The following is a 16296-nucleotide window of genomic DNA, read 5'->3' as shown; positions in this document are numbered from 1 at the left end:
TATCCTTGGGACTTCAGGGAAACAGTTCGGAGACGGACTTGCCGGACATGGCGAGGGACTTCACTTCTTCCTCGGTCAACTCGCGCGACCAGAACGCCAGGTCATCAAAGACCATCGTGTACGGGCCCTTGGTGCCGGCGCAGCAGATGCCGTAGGTGCCGCGGCCGTCTTCGTTCAGGCCGATATGCGGGCCGAACACGCCGGCGATCTGCGCGAGGTTGACGGTGCCGGTGGCTTTCGTGAGCCGCGTGAAGCCCAGTTCGCTGTCGTAGCGGTAAGCGACCATGGTCTTGGTCGTCTTGTTGACGGACATGGCGATGTAGACGGGCTTGTTGGCCGTGAACTTGACGCCTTCGATGTCGGCGCGCGAACCGCCGGCCAGGTTGAATCGCAACTCGGGGCCGGCCCACTGGGCGATGGTGATGCCGGGGTTGGCGCCGGAGTTGTAGTCCTTGTTGCCCAGGATCGACCGGTCGTTGGCGGTGCCGTCGGACTGATACCAGAAGCCGATCGTGAAGGCCTGCACGCTGTCCATGAGGCCTGCGGGGTAGTCGAGCTTGAAGGCGCCCAGGGCGGCCGCACTGCGTTCGTTGCGGAAGCTCTTGCCGTGCATGCCGGGATCGGCGTAGGCGGGGGCTTGCACGCCGTCGTACGGCGTGATCGCGCCGCCGCCCGCCGCCTTGTCTGCCACGTCGCCTTCGAACGGGAAGAACATGGTGAGACCGGTGCGCAGCGAGGGCAGCAGCAAGATGGGCTTGGCGTAGACGACCGAAGCGCGGGCAGCGCTGACGGCGCGGCCGGCGGAGACGCTGTAGGCGAGTTGATGTACGCCTTCGACGTCGAAGGTGAAGCCGGTGTCGACGTATTCCGTGGCGGTGCCGGGCAGGCGCGCGACTTCCTTGCCATCGCGGCTGACGACGATGTCGCCGGCGGGTTCGCCGACGCGCACCCAACTGACGGTGACGCTCTTGTTGTCCATGGAGGTGCGAGTGGCGACGCGGCGCAGCGCGAGCGGCTCGGAGAGCGCGGTGCCGGCCATGTCGTAGGCGGCGGCTTCGGGCAATGCGTGGAGGTGCGAGAGGACGGTGGGCGCGACGTCGGCGGCGCTGGGCAGCGCGTACCAATTGGTGTCCCATACGCCGTCGAAGGAGGCATCGTCGGCGCTGCCGCCAAGCAGGACCGGTTGATTAGCAGCGAGCAGGATGGTCTTGTTGGAGGAGAACGGCAGGCCGTCGCTGCCGCCGGTCTTGTCGAGGCCGTGGCTGGACGCGACGACCATGAGCCAGTTTTCGTTGGGATGCGCGGCGCGGCGGTCGGCGAGCTGCTTGGCCAGGACGCCGAGGGCGGCGTCGGTCTGGTGGATGACGGCCTCGTAGGTGGCGCCGAAGCCGTTTTCGGCGGCGGCGCGTTCGGGTGCGCCGAATTGGGCGACGACGACGTCGTAGCCTTCGGCGATGCGGTCGCGGGCTTGGGAGGCGACGCAGTCGTCTGCGCCGGCGCAGTCGGTCAGCGTCAGTACGTAGCCGGCGTCGCGGTCGGTGCCGAGCAGGCTGGCGAGGACGGGCGAATTGAAGGCGCCGGCGGTGCGGGCGTCGGGTTGGGCGGTTTTGATGCGTTGGAACAGGCTGGGGGCTTTCATGCCCTGGCCTTGCGCATTGGAGCGCACGCCATGCACGTCGGCCCATTGGCCGGTCAGCAAGGTGGCCCAGCCGGGGGCGGTCAGCGTGGGCTGCTGGGTCACCGTGTTCGTGACGCCGCCGGTCCAGGCGCGGGTGACGGTCAGTTGGCTCAAGTTGGGGAGCGTGTTGTCGGCGGCGCCGCGACGCAGCGCGTCGTAGGTGAGGCCGTCGACGCCGACAAACAGCACCTTGTCGACGCTCGCCTCGCCCGGGGCGGTCACGGGCGGCTGTGTCGGTGGGGCGACGGGCGCGTCGTCGTCATCATCATCGCCGCCTCCACAGCCGGCCAACGCGCTGGTCGCCAGCAACGTGGCGCACCATCTTCTCCAATTCAATGTCTGCATTGCTTCTCTTCTCTTTTTCATGAAGGGGGTCTTACGCTGGCCGACATGGTGGAGACCGAACGTGAAAGACCCGTGAAGCAAAGGAGAGAAACCCTGATTGCTGAATCAGGATTCTTTTGCGTATGACGCAATGCTGGGGTGGATTTTGGTCGGGTTGATTGCTTCGGAGGCAAGGGAGTGCAGGGTTTGCGGCGGCGGCACGGGGGATGAGTTCTTGAGGCGTCCGGTGCGGCGGTGTCTTGCGGCGTCGTGCTGACGCTTTGCGTGTGGCTGGTGCGTCGCGCGTATTGCCCAGGTGTCTGACACCCGCTGAGACGGCGCTACAAGCCGACGACGACCTCCCCAGGGTGTCAGACACCGCCACATCGCCGCTATTGCATGACTGTCATGAAACGCCGCTATAGTCGGCCGCGTCTTGTTGACCGTGCCTGAATGCCATGCCTTTGTCCCTGCGCCTGCCCCTGCCCTCCGCGCCCGCCGCGCTGCGTGTTCTTGCCGTGCTGGCATTTGCCGCGGGGCTTGGCGTGTGGGCGTCGATTCTGCTTGCGCCGCAGCCCGGCCCTCTGCCCCCGGCCGTCTCTGCCGCCGCGCTGCGGGCGGCCGACAACACGCCGGTCGCGCTGTGGTTCGGCAAGGATGAAGCCATGCGAACGCAGATCACGGTGCTGGGCGTGATTGCAGCCGGTCCTGACGGCGCGGCGGTGTTGAGCGTGGACGGCGGGCCGCCGCTGGCACGGCGTGCCGGGGCGGAGGTGGCGCCGGGAATTTTGCTGCGTGACATCGCGGCGGATGCCGTGACGGTTGAACAGTCGGGCCGCGCCAGCCGTCTGGCGGCGCCGGCGGCCCAGGATGCGCCGGGCGGGATTACGCGGGAGAAGTAGGTGCGTGACAGGTCCGCGAAGTCTGGTGCGCATTACTGTCATATTTCATGTCCACAATCCCGGGCTTCAACAGATAGACCGGAGTTGCAAAGTGCGTCAGTTACCGCGCGGGCTTGCCCGCCAGCAGGGCTTCACCCTCATCGAGATCATGGTGGTGATTGTGATCATGGGGATTCTGGCCGCGCTGGTGGTGCCGCGTGTGCTGGATCGCCCCGACCAGGCGCGCCAGGCCGCTGCCCGCCAGGACATCGGCGGCATCATGCAGGCGCTCAAGCTGTACCGCCTGGACAACGGCCGCTATCCCACCACCGCCCAGGGTCTGCGCGCGCTGGCGCAAAAGCCTGACGGCGTGGCCAATTGGCGCGGTTATCTGGACAAGCTGCCCAACGATCCGTGGGGCCATCCCTATCAATATCTGAGCCCCGGCGTCAAAGGCGACGTCGACGTCTTCTCGTTTGGCGCCGACAACAAGCCCGGCGGAGAAAGCGGCGATGCGGACATCGGTTCCTGGGAACTCTGAGCGCGGTTTCACGCTGGTCGAAGTCCTGGTGGTGCTGGTGATCGTGGCCATTGCCGCGAGCATGGTGAGCCTGTCCGTCGGCCGGAGCGACAACGGCCTGCGCGCCGATGCCGAACGCCTGGCCGACGCGTTCACCGTGGCGCAAAGCGAAGCCCGCAGCGACGGACGCAACATCCGCTGGCTGGCGAACGGCCAGGGCTGGTCGTTCGAGCGCGCGGGCCGCGCCCCGGGTCCCACCGCGCAGGACGACATTCCGGTGCCCCCCGACCGGCTCGAACGCGACGAGGTTCTGCGTCCGCAGTCCTGGTCCGCGGCCCCGGTGCAATGGCGCCTGGATCCGGATCGTCCGCTGATCTTCAATACGGAATGGGTTGCCGCACCGATGACGCTGACGCTGAGCGCGGCTGATGGACACGTCACGCTGCAACGCGACGCTGCGGGGCGCTATGAGATCCGTTAACGCATCGGCCAAGGGCGTTGCCGAGGCCGCCGCCGGCGCGCCATGCCCGCGTCCGCGCGACCGCGAGCGCGGTTTCACGCTGATCGAAGTGCTGGTCGCGTTGGCAATCATCGCGGTGGCGATGGGCGCGGCGCTGCGTGCCACCGGGGTCATGGCCGCGAACAATCGCGCCTTGCAGGACAAGACGCTGGCACTGTTGGCGGCGCAGAACGCGCTTACGCAATTGCGGCTGGAACAAGCCCTGCCGCGCGCCGGCACGCAGATGGTGCCGTGCCCGCAAGGCGGTCTGGCGCTGCAATGCGAACTGGTCTTCACGAACTCGATGAACCGCAGCTTTCGGCAGGTGTCCGTGAAGGTCCATGACGCCGCGTCTCCGCGTGACGGGGCGATTTTGCTGCAGCTCGACGGACTGCTGTCCAGTTTGCGATGACGATGCGCCGCTCTCCGCAATCGCAGGCTGGCTTCACGCTGATCGAAGTGCTGGTCGCCCTGGCGCTGATGGCGCTGGTCAGTCTGATGGCCTGGCGCGGCTTGGCCAGCGTGTCCGGCGCGCGCGATCTGATCGCCGCGCAGGCCGAGGACACGGATGCCATCGTGCGCACGCTGGGCCAGATGGCGCGCGACGTCGAGTTGTCCTATACGGGTCCCGCCTTTGATTCGCCGGGACTGGACGCGGTGGCGTTCACGACGGGCCTGCGCCTGCTGCCGCGCGCGGCGGGCGGGCAGACACTGGAAATCCTGCGCCCCGATCCTGATGGCAACGGGTTGTGGCAGCGGGTCCAATGGCAGGTGCGCCGTGACGGCCTGTGGCGCGCCAGCGGCCCGTCCGCGCCGCGCAGTCCGCTGCCTGCGGCGAACGACGGCGTGCTGCTGCTGCCGGGGGTACGGTCCCTTGCGCTTCGCGCGTGGGTGCCGGGCGTGGGCTGGGCAGATGCGAACGCCTCGTTTGGGGCCGCGCCCAGTGGCCTGGAGATTGCTTTTGAACGCGGCGTGCCGGGCGACCTGCGGCGCTATACGCGCATCCTGGAGCTGCCATGAACGGTGCGGTGGTTCATGCCCACGGCGCGAGTGGCGCGCGCAGCATCCCCAGCGCTGCCCGCCAACGCGGCGCGGCGGTCGTCAGCGCGCTGATCGTCGTTGCCATCGTAGCCGCGCTGACCACCAGCCTGTTCCAGCGCCAGACGGCCAGCACGCGGCGCGTGGAAAACGAACTGGCGCGGGTGCAGGCGCGTGCGATGCTGGCGGGCGGGATCGACTGGGCGCGGCTGGTGGTGCGTGACCACGGCCGTCGCGAGCCCACCACCCGCGGCGACCAGATCTGGGCCACGCCGGTGCTGGACACCCGCATCGAACGCCCCGGCGACGATCGCGTGGCGGTGTTTTCGGGCGGGGTCCAGGACGAGCAGGGCAAGTACAACCTTTACAACCTGGCGCGTAACGGCGTGCCGCAACCGGAGCAGGAAGACATTCTGCGGCGTCTGCTGGGCACGCTGGAACTGCCGGAGACGCTGGCTGCGAGGATCGTCGACATCGTGGCGTCCGCCCAGCCGCCCGCGCTGGCGGCCGACGCCACGAATACCGCGGCGCGGCCCGGGCCGCAGGCGCGCGCGCCATTGCCGCGCGGGGTTGACGAAGTGGCCGCCCTGCTGGGGCTGGAGCCGCCGATGCGCAATGCGCTTCGGCGCACGATGACGCTGCTGCCTTCGGCCACCACCGTCAACGTCAACACGGCGCCGGCCGAGGTCATCGCGGCGCTGGTGCCGGGGCTGTCGCTGGCCCAGGCGCGCGCGATGGCGGGCGAGCGCGATCGCGGCAACTGGTTCAACAACACCGGCGACTTCGCCAATCGGCTGGCGGGGACGGGCGTGAAGACGCCTGCCCCGTCCGTCTCCACCAACAGCGGCTGGTTCCTGGCCAGCGGCACCGTGGTCTACGAACGGGCGCGCGTCTCCATGCAGGCGCTGATGCGCAGCGCCCCGCCGGCCGCTCCCGAAACCATCTGGACGAGAGAAACACCTTGAAGAACACCCTGCGCATCGCCCTGCCCGCGCTGGAGGAATTTGGCGCCGATTCGCCGCTGCCCTATGCCTGGTTCGACCGGCGCGGCCACTGCGTGCGGCAAGGCGAACTGGCCCTGCGCGCCCTCGGAAACGCCTGGCCGCAGGCCATGTGTGAAGCCGTGCTGCATCCTGCCGACGTCATCGCGGCGACGGTGCAGATTCCGGCGGTGGCGCGCGCGCATTTCGGCGCGGCCGTCCGCGGCGCGCTGGAACCGCTGGTCCTCAGCGACCTGGACAGCCTGGCGATGGGATACGGCACGCGCGCGGCGGACGGCTCCGTGCCCCTGGCGTGGTCTCCGCGCGAGCCGGTCCGGCGCGCTTGGGGTTTGCTGAGCCAGCACGGCCTGCGCGTGCGCGCGCTGATCGCCCCGCAGGCGCTGGCGCCGGTCACGGATGCGCCCTTGCGCGACCCTGCCGATCCGCGCTGGCACGCGCCGTCGCCAGCATGGTCGCTGGCAATGCCGCAGCTTGCCCCGGTCAGCGTGTCGCGCTGGCAGCCGGTGTGGCGCTGGGGCGCGCTGGCCGCCGTCGTGTGGATTGCCGGACTGAATATCTATGCAGCGCAGCTGCGCGGCGAGGCCGACACCTTGAAGCGCGGCATGCACGACCAGGTGCTGGCGGCCTTTCCCAACGTGCCGGTGGTGCTGGATCCTGCGCGTCAGGCGCAGCAAGGACTGGACGCGCTGCAGGCCAACCGTGGCGCCGCCAACGCCGGCGACTTCCTGCCGTTGGCGCGCGCGGCCGCACAGGCCCTGCCCTTTGCCGCCGACAAGGTCGCGCATCTGACCTACGCGGGCCAGGCGCTCACATTGCAGCTTGCGGACGCCGGCCCGCAGGCGCAACGCGTCGCCGAGACCCCCGCGCTGATCCAGCAGGCCGCCGCTCTGGGGTTGAAGCTTGAACGCGGCGACACCGACAACACCTGGCGCATCGTGCGCAGCCAACCATGAAACCGCTTTACCGACTTCAAGCCGCGTGGCAGGCCGCGCGCAAACCCGTGGACCCGGCGCTCGCACGCGCCCGCCAGCGCTACCAGGCGCTGGCCCCGCGCGAACGCCGCCTCGTCGCCGGCGCTGCCCTGCTACTTGGCGCGGCGATCGTCTTCGTCACCCTGATAGAACCGGCCCTGAATACGGTGCGCAAGCTGCAGGCCGAGCTGCCGGGACTGCGCGCCCAGGCCGCCACAGTCGCCGACCTGACCGCGCAAGCGTCCGCCCTGCGCCAACGCAGCGCCGCGCCTGCGGGCGCGATGCCCAGCACGGCGGAATTGGCGGCCAGCCTGGAGCGCGCCGGCCTGCCCGCGGGGCAGTGGACGCTGGCGGATGCCGATGCGGGCGGCGTGGAACTGTCGCTGGACCAGGCGCCGTCCTCGGCGCTGATGCGCTGGCTGGACGGCGCAGGGCGCGACTGGGGGCTGGCGATCTCGCACGTCGACCTGACGCGCGCCGCGAACGCCAATGGGCGGCCGCTGCCGGGACTGGTCAACGGCAAGGTCGAGTTGCTGCCGCCGCAGGCGGCGGGGAGCCACTGATGTCCGCGAAACTTCCCTCGCGCCGCGTCGCAAGTTTGTGGATCGCCGGCGTCCTATGCGCCGCAGCCGCCGGCGCTGCCGTGCTGCCCGCACGCTGGGTGCTGGCGCTCTTGCCCGACGACGCGCCGGTCACGCTGGCCGACGCCAGCGGCACGCTGTGGCGCGGCAGCGCCTGGATCGCACTTGGCTCCCAAGGCGCGCGCCGCGTGCTCCCGCAACCGGTGCAATGGCACTGGCGCTGGGACACGCTGGCGCTCGACATTGCGCATCCCTGGCTGCAAGGCACCCTGCGCGCGCGCCCGGGATGGAACGGTCTGGCGGTCCCGGCGTCGTCCCTGCGCATGCCGGCGACGGTCCTGCCCGCGCTCGGCGCACCGTGGAACACGTTGTCGCCGCAAGGCATGCTGGAGATCAGCTGGCAACCCCTGCGCCTGGGCGCCCCGCTTCCCCCCGGCCCGGCCGTCGACCTGCGCTGGCGCAACGCCGCGACTGCCCTCACGCCCATCACGCCGGTGGGCACTTACCTGCTGCGCGTGCAGGGCGGCAAAACCGGCGCCACGCTGACCCTCAGCACGGAAAGCGGCCTGCTCGACGTCAAGGGCCAGGGCGGCACCGGCCCCCGGGGCATCAACTTCCAGGGCGAAGCCACGTTCGCCCAGTCAGCCAGCGATGCCGACCGCGCCGCGCTGGACGGACTGATGTCGACGCTAGGCCGCCGCTCGGGCGACACGGTGACGTTCGGCGTGGGGAAATCCGGGCGATAGGGGCGATTGCGAGAAGGTGTCAGACACCCTAGGAGCGCCTGCGCAATATGAAGGCCAACTCACCAGGGTGTCAGACACCGTTTAGTAAGTAAGGTGTCTGACACCAAGTGGTTTCGGGCGCTACGCGTCCCGTGTCACGCGCAGGATTTCCTCTGGCGATGTCTGCCCCGTGTCCACCCACCGCTGCCCGTCCTCGCGCATGCTGCGCATCCCCGACGCCGCGGCGGCGCGGCGCAGTTCGCGTTCGTCGCGGCCTTCGTGGATCAGGCGGCGGGCCTCGTCGTCTACCGTGAACAGCTCGTGGATGCCGGAACGGCCGCTATAGCCGGTGTGGTTGCAGGCCTCGCAGCCGACGGGGTGGAACACCTGCACGCCGTCCAGCATCGACGGCGCCTTGCACGCCGGGCATAGCTTTCGCACCAGGCGTTGCGCCAGCACGCCCAGCAATGACGACGCCAGCAGGAAGGGCTCGACCCCCATGTCAGTGAGTCGCGTGACCGCCGACACCGAATCGTTGGTGTGCAGCGTGGCAAGCACCAGGTGGCCCGTCAGCGAGGCCTGCACCGCGATCTGCGCGGTTTCCAGGTCGCGGATTTCGCCGATCATGATGACGTCGGGGTCCTGGCGCAGGATGGCGCGCAGGGCCAGCGCAAAGCTCATGTCGATCTTCGCGTTGACCTGCGTCTGGCTGATGCCGGCCAGGTCGTATTCGATGGGGTCTTCCACCGTCAGGATGTTGCTGGTGGAGGCGTCCAGCCGGCTCAGCGCCGCATACAGGGTGGTGGTCTTGCCGCTGCCGGTCGGGCCGGTCACCAGCACGATGCCGTGCGGCTGGCGGATCAGGCGGTCCAGCTGCGCAAGCACGCCGGGACTCATGCCCAGCTTTTCCAGTTGCAGGCGTCCCGCCTCCTTATCCAGCAGACGCAGCACGGCGCGTTCGCCATGCCCGGTCGGCAGCGTGGACACGCGCACGTCGATCGGCCGCCCGCCCACGCGCAGCGCGATGCGGCCATCCTGCGGCAGCCGTTTTTCGGCGATGTCCAGGTGCGCCATGATCTTGATGCGCGAAATCAGCGCGGCGTGCAGCGCCTTGCGCGGCGACACCACATCGCGCAGCGTCCCGTCGACGCGGTAGCGCACCACGGAATGCGTTTCAAAGGGTTCGATGTGGATGTCGCTGGCGCCGTCGCGCGCAGCCTGCGCAAAGAGCGCGTTGATCATGCGGATCACGGGCGCGTCGTCCTGCGCTTCCAGCAGGTCCGCCACCTCGGGCATGTCCTGCATCAGACGGTCCAGGTCGATCTCGTTTTCCGCCACGCCCATGACCGACGCCGCGTCTTCCGAGTGGCTGTACGCCGCGGTCAGCAACGTCTCCAGCGCCTCGTCGTCGATCTGCGTCAGGCCGATATCGCCGTGGCAGCGCCGGATTTCGCGCACCGCCCAGTCGGGCGTGCGCGGGCTGACCGTCAACTGCGCCTGCCCCCCGCGCAGCGACAGCACCGCGCGCTGCGCGCGGGCCCAGGCATAGGGCAAGGGGTGCGCGCTCATAGCAGCGTCTCGGGGTCCACCGCCACCGTCATCATGAGCGGCCGGGGCGCGCGGATAGGCTGCTGCGCAGGCGCGGGCGGCGTGCCGGGATACTGGCGCACCGCGAAGGTTTCCACCGTCGTGGGCGGCGGGCGGCGCAGCGTTTGCGCCTGCTGCTCGGGACGCAGGTCGTAGGCGTTGTTGGACACCGACGGCGCCGACCCGGGCAGCGGCAGGATGGGCGCCTGCATGTCCGGCAACGCCCAGTGGTCGCGCGGCTGCACGGCGCCCTGCGCGCGGCGCATGTAGTCGTAGCGGTCCATCGTGACGCTGGCGCTGCGGTTGGCGTCGCGCACCACGTAGGGACGCAGGAACACCATCAGGTTGGTCTTGGTGCGCTTGCGCGTGTCGTAGCGGAACAGCGAACCGATCACGGGCAGCGAGCCCAGGCCCGGCACGCTGTTGGACGTCAGCGTCACGTTGTCTTCCAGCAGGCCACCCAGCACGATGATCTGGCCGTCGTCGATCAGCACGCTGGTGTCGATGGCGCGCTTGTTGGTGACGATGCCGGTGGTGGCGTTCGAGCGGCTTTCGTCGATGCTGCTGACTTCCTGATAGATGTCCAGCTTGACCGCGCCGCCCTCGGAGATTTGCGGGCGGATGTTGAGTTTGAGGCCCACGTCCTCGCGTTCGATCGTCTGGAACGGGTTCGAGCTGCCGTTGCTGCCCGACGTCACGTACTGCCCCGTCACGAACGGCACCGTCTTGCCCACCAGGATGCTGGCCGACTGGTTGTCCAGCGTCAGCAGGTTGGGCGTGGACAGGATGTTGGCTTCGCCGGTGTTCTGCATGGCGCGCGCCAGCACGCCCAGGTTGATGACTTCGTTGCCCAGCACGTCCACCGTGCCCTTCACCACGCCCAGGCTCAAGCCGCCGCCCAGCGCGTCAATGGACGTCGGGCCGTTGCCGGTGATGCCGCTGCCGCCCAGATTCGTGCCGCCGATGAAGCTGGTGCCGTTGCTGTTGATGTTGCCCGCGCCCGTCATCCACTGGATGCCGAATTCCGCGGCCTTTTCCTCGCTGACTTCCACGATCAGGCTTTCCACCAGCACCTGCGCGCGACGCTGGTCAAGCTGGTCGATCACTTCACGCAGGCTGCGGTACAGCGGCTCGGGCGCGGAGATGATGAGCGAGTTGGTGGCCGGGTCCGCCTGGATGGTGGCGCCGCCCGCGGAATATGACACCGCCTGCGACGTGTTGTCTTCGCGCGCGATGCGCTCCTGTTCGCCGGACAGGCCGCCGCGCGACGAGCCCGACTGGCTGGACATGCCGAGCCCGGCCGGGTTCGACGTGCTGCTGGCCGTGTTCTGCGCACGCGCTCCGCCCTGCGTGCCGCCGGTGCTGCTGCTGGCGCCCGGGGCCGCGCCCGGCGCCGAATTGGCCTGGCCCGTCAGCAGCCCGCCCAGCACCTCGGCAATGCGCGTGGCCTGCGCGTTGCGCATGTAGACCACGTGCAGGTTGCCCGCGCGGTTCTGCTGCGCGTCCAGCTTCTGGATCAGCTCGCGCGCGAGCCGCGTGCGAGCCGGACTGCCCGAGCGCACCAGCACGCTGTTGCTGCGCGGATCCGCCACGATGGCGATGCGCTGCGTCGGATCGCTGCTCTGCGTATCCAGCAACTGCGAGGCCAGGATGGCGATGTCCGTCGCGATGGCCGACTGCACCGGCACGACGTCGGTGTCCATCGAACTGGGCACGTCGATGCGCGCGATCACGGCGGCGATGCGTTCCAGGTTGTCGGCATAGTCCGTCACGACCAGCGTGTTGTTGCCGGGATACGCATTGATCGGGTTGTTCGGCGGCACCATGGGGCGCAGCACCGGCACCAGGTTCGCGGCGTTCTCGTACTTCAGGGGGAACACGCGCGTCAGCATTTCACCGCTGTTGCCGCCGCGCTTGGCAAAGGACGACACGGGCACGGGCGCCCTGCCCCCCACAGCGGTCGCGCTGCCCGCCGGCTTGGGGCCGCCCACGACGGCGCTGCCTTGCAGCTTGGCATCGGCCTCGGGCACCACGCGCGTCACGCCGTCCACGTCGACGATGGCAAAACCCTGAAGCCGCAGCGCGCCGGTCAGCATGGACAGGGCCTGCGCGCTATCCACCGGCCGGTCCGCAACCAGCGTGAGCTTGCCCTTGACGCGGGGGTCCACCAGGAAGTTGCGCTGCGTGAACAGGGACAGCGCGCGCAACACCGCGGGGATGTCCGTATCGACGAAGTTCAGGCTGACGCGGTTGTCCGCCTGTTGTGCGTGAGCCGTGCTGACGGCGGGTCCGAGTTGGCTTGCAACAAGCAGGAAAGCAAGGCTGAATTGCGCGATGTGACGCATGACGAAATAGTTGCCCGAGACGTGAAATCGTTTGAGAAAACGTGAAAGCGCGTCGGAGTATACGGGGTGTGACTGCAACATCCCGGTCATATTTCCAAGGCAAGGTGACGGGCTGGAAACCCTTTAAATTCGGGGCTCTTGGCGATTTCGGCAGGTGCTTCCGCTTTATTACAGTCATGCCCTCCTTTCGCTATGAAGCCACCGACGCGCTCGGAAAAATCGTGCGCGGCACGATCGACGCCGACTCCGAACGCGGCGCCCGCAACCAGTTGCGCGGCCGCGGTCTGCTGCCGCTGTCGACCTCGCTGGCGGCGCGCGCCGAAGGCCTCGGCGCGTCGCTGCGCACGCGTCTGTCAGATGCGGATCTTGCGTGGCTGACGCGCCAGCTCGCCAGCCTGCTGGCCGCGCGCCTGCCGCTGGACGCCGCGCTCAGCGCCACGCTGGAACAGGCCGAGAAAAAGCACATCGCCGCCACGCTGGGCGGCGTGCGCGACGACGTGCGCGCCGGCCATCGCCTGTCCGCCGCGCTGGCCTCGCGCCCTCGCGACTTTCCCGAGATCTATCGCGCGCTGATCGGCGCGGGCGAAGAATCGGGCGACCTGGCGCAGGTCATGGAAAAGCTGGCCGACTACATCGAGGAACGCAACACCCTGCGCAGCAAGGTCATGACGGCGTTCATCTACCCCGCGGTGGTGGCCAGCGTGTCGGTGGTCATCGTCATCTTCCTGCTGGGCTATGTGGTGCCGCAGGTGGTGTCGGCCTTCAGCCAGGCCAAGCAGGAATTGCCGATGCTGACGCGCGTGATGCTGGGCTTGTCGGATTACGTGCGCGAATGGGGCGCGGTGACGGGCATCGCCGTGGTGGCGCTCATCGCGCTGTGGCGCTACACGCTGCGGGCGCCGGCCGCGCGGCGGGCCTGGCACGCGCGGGTGTTGCGGCTGCCGCTGGCCGGGCGATTCGTGCTGGGGGTGAATGCCGCGCGCTTTGCATCCACACTCGCCATCCTGTCGGGCAGCGGCGTGGCCCTGCTGACCGCGCTGGAGGCGGCGCGCCGCACGCTCAGCAACGACGTGCTTCGCCTGGCAGTGGATGAGGCCGCGGCGCGGGTGCGCGAAGGCGCGGCGCTGTCGTCATCGCTCGGCGCGCAGAAGGTCTTTCCGTCGCTGCTGGTGCACCTGATCGCCAGCGGCGAAAAGACGGGCCGCCTGCCCGAGTTGCTGGATCGGGGCGCGCAGAACCTGTCGCGCGACCTGGAGCGGCGCGCGATGGCGATGACGGCCCTGCTGGAGCCGGCGCTGATACTGCTGATGGGGGGATTTGTCCTGCTGATCGTGCTGGCGGTGATGATGCCGATCCTGGAGATGAACCAGTTGATCAGGTAGGAATACGGGCCGCGTGTTGGCGCGGCCCGTGAAAGATGCGGATCAGAGCGCCTCTTCGTCGCTCTCGCCGGTGCGGATGCGGATGGCCTGCTCCACCGGGGTCACGAAGATCTTGCCGTCGCCGATCTTGCCGGTGCGCGCGGCCTTGACGACGGCTTCGATGGCGGCTTCCACCTGATCGTCCGGCAGCACGACTTCAACGCGGATCTTGGGCAGGAAGTCGACTACGTATTCGGCGCCGCGATAGAGTTCGGTGTGGCCCTTCTGGCGGCCGAAACCCTTGACTTCGGTGACGGTCAGCCCGCTGACGCCGACTTCCGCCAGCGCCTCGCGGACTTCGTCGAGCTTGAAGGGTTTGATGATGGCGGTGACTTGTTTCACGTTGGTCGTCCTGGGTTTTTTGATCTGTGCGGCGCGCCGCCGGCGGCTGTTGCGTGGGACGGAGCGCGATGAACGAGAGAATACCACCGCGCAAGGGCCAGCCCTACGCCGCACGGGAAGACCCGGACCGATCGCTTCGGTAACGATCGGTGTCCGCGCGATCGGTATCCGCCCCCATGCGGTTTTCTGTCAGACGCCCGGCGCCTCGTCCGGGATCCGGTCGGCTTCCCGCATCCAGACCACCGATTCCGAGTCGCTGGGCGCGCGCCAGTCGCCGCGCGGCGACAGCGAACCGCCGGAGCCGACCTTGGGCGCGTTCGGGATGCAGGTGCGCTTGAACTGGCTGGTCCGGAAGAATTTGTCCAGGAAGATCTTCAGGTTGCGTTTGATGGCGGCCAGGTCGTACTGGTTGCGGGCGACGTGTCCGGCTTCGGGCCAGGCGCCGGCCTCGCGGTCGCGCCATGCGGTCCACGACAGGAACGCGACCTTGGTCGGCGCAAAGCCGTAGCGCAGCGTGTAGTAAAGGTTGAAGTCCTGCAATTCATAGGGGCCGATCGACGCCTCGCTCTTTTGCTCGGGCTTGTCGTCCGCGCCGCCGGGCACCAGTTCGGGGCTGACGTCCGTGCCCAGCACGTCCAGCAGCACCTGCGCACCGTCGTCGCCCAGGCGGCCGGATTCAGCCACCCAGCGCACCAGGTGCGTGATCAGCGTCTTGGGCACGCTGGCGTTGACGCTGTAGTGCGACATGTGATCGCCCACGCCGTACGTGCACCACCCCAGTGCAAGTTCGCTCAGGTCGCCCGTGCCGATGACGATGGCATTGCTGAAGTTGGCCAGGCGGAACAGATGGTTGGTGCGCTCGCCCGCCTGCACGTTTTCGAACGTGATGTCGTAGACGGGCTCGCCGTTCGCATAGGGATGGCCCAGGTCCTTGAGCATCTGCAGGCAGCTCGGACGGATGTCGATCTCGGACGCCGTGCAGCCCACTACCGCCATCAGACGGCGCGCCTGCTGCAGCGTGCGGGTGCTGGTGGCAAAACCCGGCATCGTGACGGCCAGGATGTTGGCGCGCGGCAGGTCCAGGGCGTCCATGGCCTTGGCGCAGACCAGCAGCGCGTGCGTGGAATCCAGCCCGCCCGAAATACCGATGACCACCTTCTTCATGCCGCTGGCCGACAGCCGCTGCGCCAGCGCTTGCACCTGGATGTTGTAGACCTCCTTGCAGCGCGCGTCGCGGCGCTGGGGGTCGGCCGGCACATAGGGGAAGCGCGCCACGCGGCGTTCGAGCGGCAGCTCGGTGTCTTCAAGGGGCGGATTGACCGGCACCGCCACGCGGCGGAACTTGCGGACTTCGTCCTGATGGCGGCGCACGGACTGGCCGAAGGTGCTCTGGCGCATGCGCTCGCGCGACAGGCGTTCCAGGTCGACGTCCGAAAACACCTGGTGGGAATGGTTCAGGAAGCGCTCGGATTCGGCCAGCAGCTCGCCGTTTTCGTAGATGAGCGCCTGGCCGTCCCAGGCCAGATCCGTCGAGGATTCGCCGCGCCCCGCCGACGTGTACATGTAGGCCGACAAGCAGCGCGCCGATTGCTGCGAGACGAGCTGGTGGCGGTATTCGGACTTGCCGACGACGATATTGGAGGCCGACAGGTTGACCAGCACCGTGGCGCCGGCCAGCGCGGCATAGGACGACGGGGGAATGGGCACCCAGACGTCTTCGCAGATTTCAACGTGGAACTGGAACAGCGGCAGCTTTTCCATCTGGAACAGCAGCTCGGCCCCAAACGGGACCGTCTGGCCCAGCAGCCCGATCTGCGTATCGATGGCGCAATCGGCGGCGCTGAACTGGCGGGCTTCGTAGAACTCGCCGTAATTGGGCAGATAGGTCTTGGGCACCACCCCGAGGATGCGCCCGCCCGCGGCAACGACCGCGCAGTTGAACAACTGGTGGGCCACGCGCAACGGCGCGCCGACGACGATGGCGATGTCCAGATCGGCCGTGGCCTCAACCACTTGCGCCAGTGCCGCCTCGCAAGCGTCCAGCAGGGCCTTCTGGTGAAAGAGGTCGTCGCAGGTGTAGGCCGACAGGCCCAGTTCGGGGAACGCCGCCAGCACCGCGCCGCCCTGGGCGGCCTGCTGCGCCAGCGCGATGGTCTGCGCGGCGTTGAAGGCGGGATCGGCGACCCGGCACTCGGGTACGCCGACCGCGACCCGGGCGAAGCCGTGGGAATACAGGTTGAAGAACGGGTTCGACATCGGGGGTTCGCCTGGAGTTTCGCTGGGGGTTTCGCCTGGGGGCCTGGAATTCCGAGGCCCCGGAAACAACCGCAGGATTATCTCACGGCCCTCTGCCGGCCGCGCCCCGTGTGGGCGGCGGGCGCGA

At 68.6% G+C, this 16296-nt stretch carries 15 protein-coding genes; 10 read left to right on the top strand and 5 right to left on the bottom strand.

What is annotated here, in order from left to right; all coding sequences use genetic code 11:
* Positions 1-13: 13 nt before the first annotated feature.
* Positions 14-2023: an alkaline phosphatase family protein gene (locus tag ASD71_RS22865; protein WP_056570067.1), complete on the bottom strand. Its 2010-nt coding sequence runs from the start codon at positions 2021-2023 to the stop codon at positions 14-16.
* Between the two features lie 437 nt (positions 2024-2460).
* Here ASD71_RS22865 and ASD71_RS22860 point away from each other — a divergent pair, with 437 nt between their 5' ends.
* The 9 genes from ASD71_RS22860 (at position 2461) to gspN (ending at position 8239) form a co-directional block, all read left to right on the top strand.
* A complete protein-coding gene (locus ASD71_RS22860) occupies positions 2461-2904 on the top strand; it encodes a hypothetical protein (protein WP_056570065.1) in 444 nt (147 codons plus the stop codon).
* A gap of 91 nt (positions 2905-2995) precedes the next feature.
* Positions 2996-3424, top strand: a complete 429-nt coding sequence (gspG, locus tag ASD71_RS22855) for a type II secretion system major pseudopilin GspG (RefSeq protein ID WP_056570063.1) — start codon at positions 2996-2998, stop codon at positions 3422-3424.
* Positions 3396-3884, top strand: a complete 489-nt coding sequence (gspH, locus tag ASD71_RS22850) for a type II secretion system minor pseudopilin GspH (protein ID WP_056570061.1) — start codon at positions 3396-3398, stop codon at positions 3882-3884. Before gspG ends, gspH begins: the two co-directional genes overlap by 29 nt.
* Positions 3871-4314, top strand: coding sequence for a type II secretion system minor pseudopilin GspI (gspI, locus tag ASD71_RS22845; RefSeq protein ID WP_056570059.1), 444 nt, complete (start codon positions 3871-3873; stop codon positions 4312-4314). The genes gspH and gspI overlap by 14 nt, the downstream gene beginning before the upstream one ends.
* Positions 4311-4922, top strand: a complete 612-nt coding sequence (locus tag ASD71_RS22840; protein WP_056570057.1) for a prepilin-type N-terminal cleavage/methylation domain-containing protein — start codon at positions 4311-4313, stop codon at positions 4920-4922. Before gspI ends, ASD71_RS22840 begins: the two co-directional genes overlap by 4 nt.
* Positions 4919-5905: a type II secretion system minor pseudopilin GspK gene (gspK, locus tag ASD71_RS22835; protein ID WP_056570055.1), complete on the top strand. Its 987-nt coding sequence runs from the start codon at positions 4919-4921 to the stop codon at positions 5903-5905. Before ASD71_RS22840 ends, gspK begins: the two co-directional genes overlap by 4 nt.
* Entirely contained in the window at positions 5902-6894 is a 993-nt protein-coding gene (locus ASD71_RS22830) for a GspL/Epsl periplasmic domain-containing protein (RefSeq protein ID WP_056570054.1), read from the top strand. Before gspK ends, ASD71_RS22830 begins: the two co-directional genes overlap by 4 nt.
* Positions 6891-7475: a type II secretion system protein GspM gene (gene gspM / locus ASD71_RS22825; RefSeq protein ID WP_056570052.1), complete on the top strand. Its 585-nt coding sequence runs from the start codon at positions 6891-6893 to the stop codon at positions 7473-7475. The genes ASD71_RS22830 and gspM overlap by 4 nt, the downstream gene beginning before the upstream one ends.
* Positions 7475-8239 (top strand): type II secretion system protein N, encoded by a 765-nt coding sequence (gene gspN, locus ASD71_RS22820; protein WP_056570050.1) that lies wholly within the window; start codon positions 7475-7477, stop codon positions 8237-8239. The genes gspM and gspN overlap by 1 nt, the downstream gene beginning before the upstream one ends.
* A 120-nt stretch (positions 8240-8359) precedes the next feature.
* On the opposite strand, the gene gspE is transcribed toward gspN, so the two are convergent.
* Positions 8360-9787: a type II secretion system ATPase GspE gene (gspE, locus tag ASD71_RS22815; RefSeq protein WP_056570048.1), complete on the bottom strand. Its 1428-nt coding sequence runs from the start codon at positions 9785-9787 to the stop codon at positions 8360-8362.
* On the bottom strand, positions 9784-12150 hold the full coding sequence (gene gspD / locus ASD71_RS22810; protein WP_056570583.1) for a type II secretion system secretin GspD: 2367 nt from the start codon (positions 12148-12150) through the stop codon (positions 9784-9786). The genes gspE and gspD overlap by 4 nt, the downstream gene beginning before the upstream one ends.
* Positions 12151-12326: 176 nt before the next feature.
* Here gspD and gspF point away from each other — a divergent pair, with 176 nt between their 5' ends.
* Positions 12327-13532 carry a type II secretion system inner membrane protein GspF gene (gspF, locus tag ASD71_RS22805; protein WP_056570047.1) on the top strand — a complete coding sequence of 402 codons (1206 nt, stop codon included), beginning with the start codon at positions 12327-12329 and terminating at the stop codon, positions 13530-13532.
* Between the two features lie 42 nt (positions 13533-13574).
* Here gspF and ASD71_RS22800 read toward each other — a convergent pair whose 3' ends face one another.
* Both ASD71_RS22800 and ASD71_RS22795 read right to left on the bottom strand, forming a co-directional pair.
* Entirely contained in the window at positions 13575-13913 is a 339-nt protein-coding gene (locus ASD71_RS22800; RefSeq protein ID WP_006386376.1) for a P-II family nitrogen regulator, read from the bottom strand.
* 189 nt (positions 13914-14102) lie between these two features.
* Positions 14103-16169, bottom strand: a complete 2067-nt coding sequence (locus ASD71_RS22795; protein ID WP_056570045.1) for an NAD(+) synthase — start codon at positions 16167-16169, stop codon at positions 14103-14105.
* Positions 16170-16296 lie beyond the last annotated feature (127 nt).

The organism is Achromobacter sp. Root565, assembly GCF_001427425.1.
Classification (GTDB): Bacteria; Pseudomonadota; Gammaproteobacteria; order Burkholderiales; family Burkholderiaceae_B; genus Achromobacter; species Achromobacter spanius_D.
The sequence above is the reverse complement of the archived record's forward strand: the minus strand, read 5'-3'. Positions and strand labels throughout refer to the sequence as shown.

Bases quoted from the DNA above. Each gene is read 5' to 3' on its own strand.
- ASD71_RS22865 (WP_056570067.1), bottom strand. From the start codon at position 2,023: ATGCAGACATTGAATTGGAGAAGATGGTGCGCCACGTTGCTGGCGACC.
- ASD71_RS22860 (WP_056570065.1), top strand. From the start codon at position 2,461: ATGCCTTTGTCCCTGCGCCTGCCCCTGCCCTCCGCGCCCGCCGCGCTG.
- gspH (WP_056570061.1), top strand. From the start codon at position 3,396: ATGCGGACATCGGTTCCTGGGAACTCTGAGCGCGGTTTCACGCTGGTC.
- gspI (WP_056570059.1), top strand. From the start codon at position 3,871: ATGAGATCCGTTAACGCATCGGCCAAGGGCGTTGCCGAGGCCGCCGCC.
- ASD71_RS22840 (WP_056570057.1), top strand. From the start codon at position 4,311: ATGACGATGCGCCGCTCTCCGCAATCGCAGGCTGGCTTCACGCTGATC.
- gspK (WP_056570055.1), top strand. From the start codon at position 4,919: ATGAACGGTGCGGTGGTTCATGCCCACGGCGCGAGTGGCGCGCGCAGC.
- gspM (WP_056570052.1), top strand. From the start codon at position 6,891: ATGAAACCGCTTTACCGACTTCAAGCCGCGTGGCAGGCCGCGCGCAAA.
- gspN (WP_056570050.1), top strand. From the start codon at position 7,475: ATGTCCGCGAAACTTCCCTCGCGCCGCGTCGCAAGTTTGTGGATCGCC.
- gspE (WP_056570048.1), bottom strand. From the start codon at position 9,787: ATGAGCGCGCACCCCTTGCCCTATGCCTGGGCCCGCGCGCAGCGCGCG.
- gspD (WP_056570583.1), bottom strand. From the start codon at position 12,150: ATGCGTCACATCGCGCAATTCAGCCTTGCTTTCCTGCTTGTTGCAAGC.
- gspF (WP_056570047.1), top strand. From the start codon at position 12,327: ATGCCCTCCTTTCGCTATGAAGCCACCGACGCGCTCGGAAAAATCGTG.
- ASD71_RS22795 (WP_056570045.1), bottom strand. From the start codon at position 16,169: ATGTCGAACCCGTTCTTCAACCTGTATTCCCACGGCTTCGCCCGGGTC.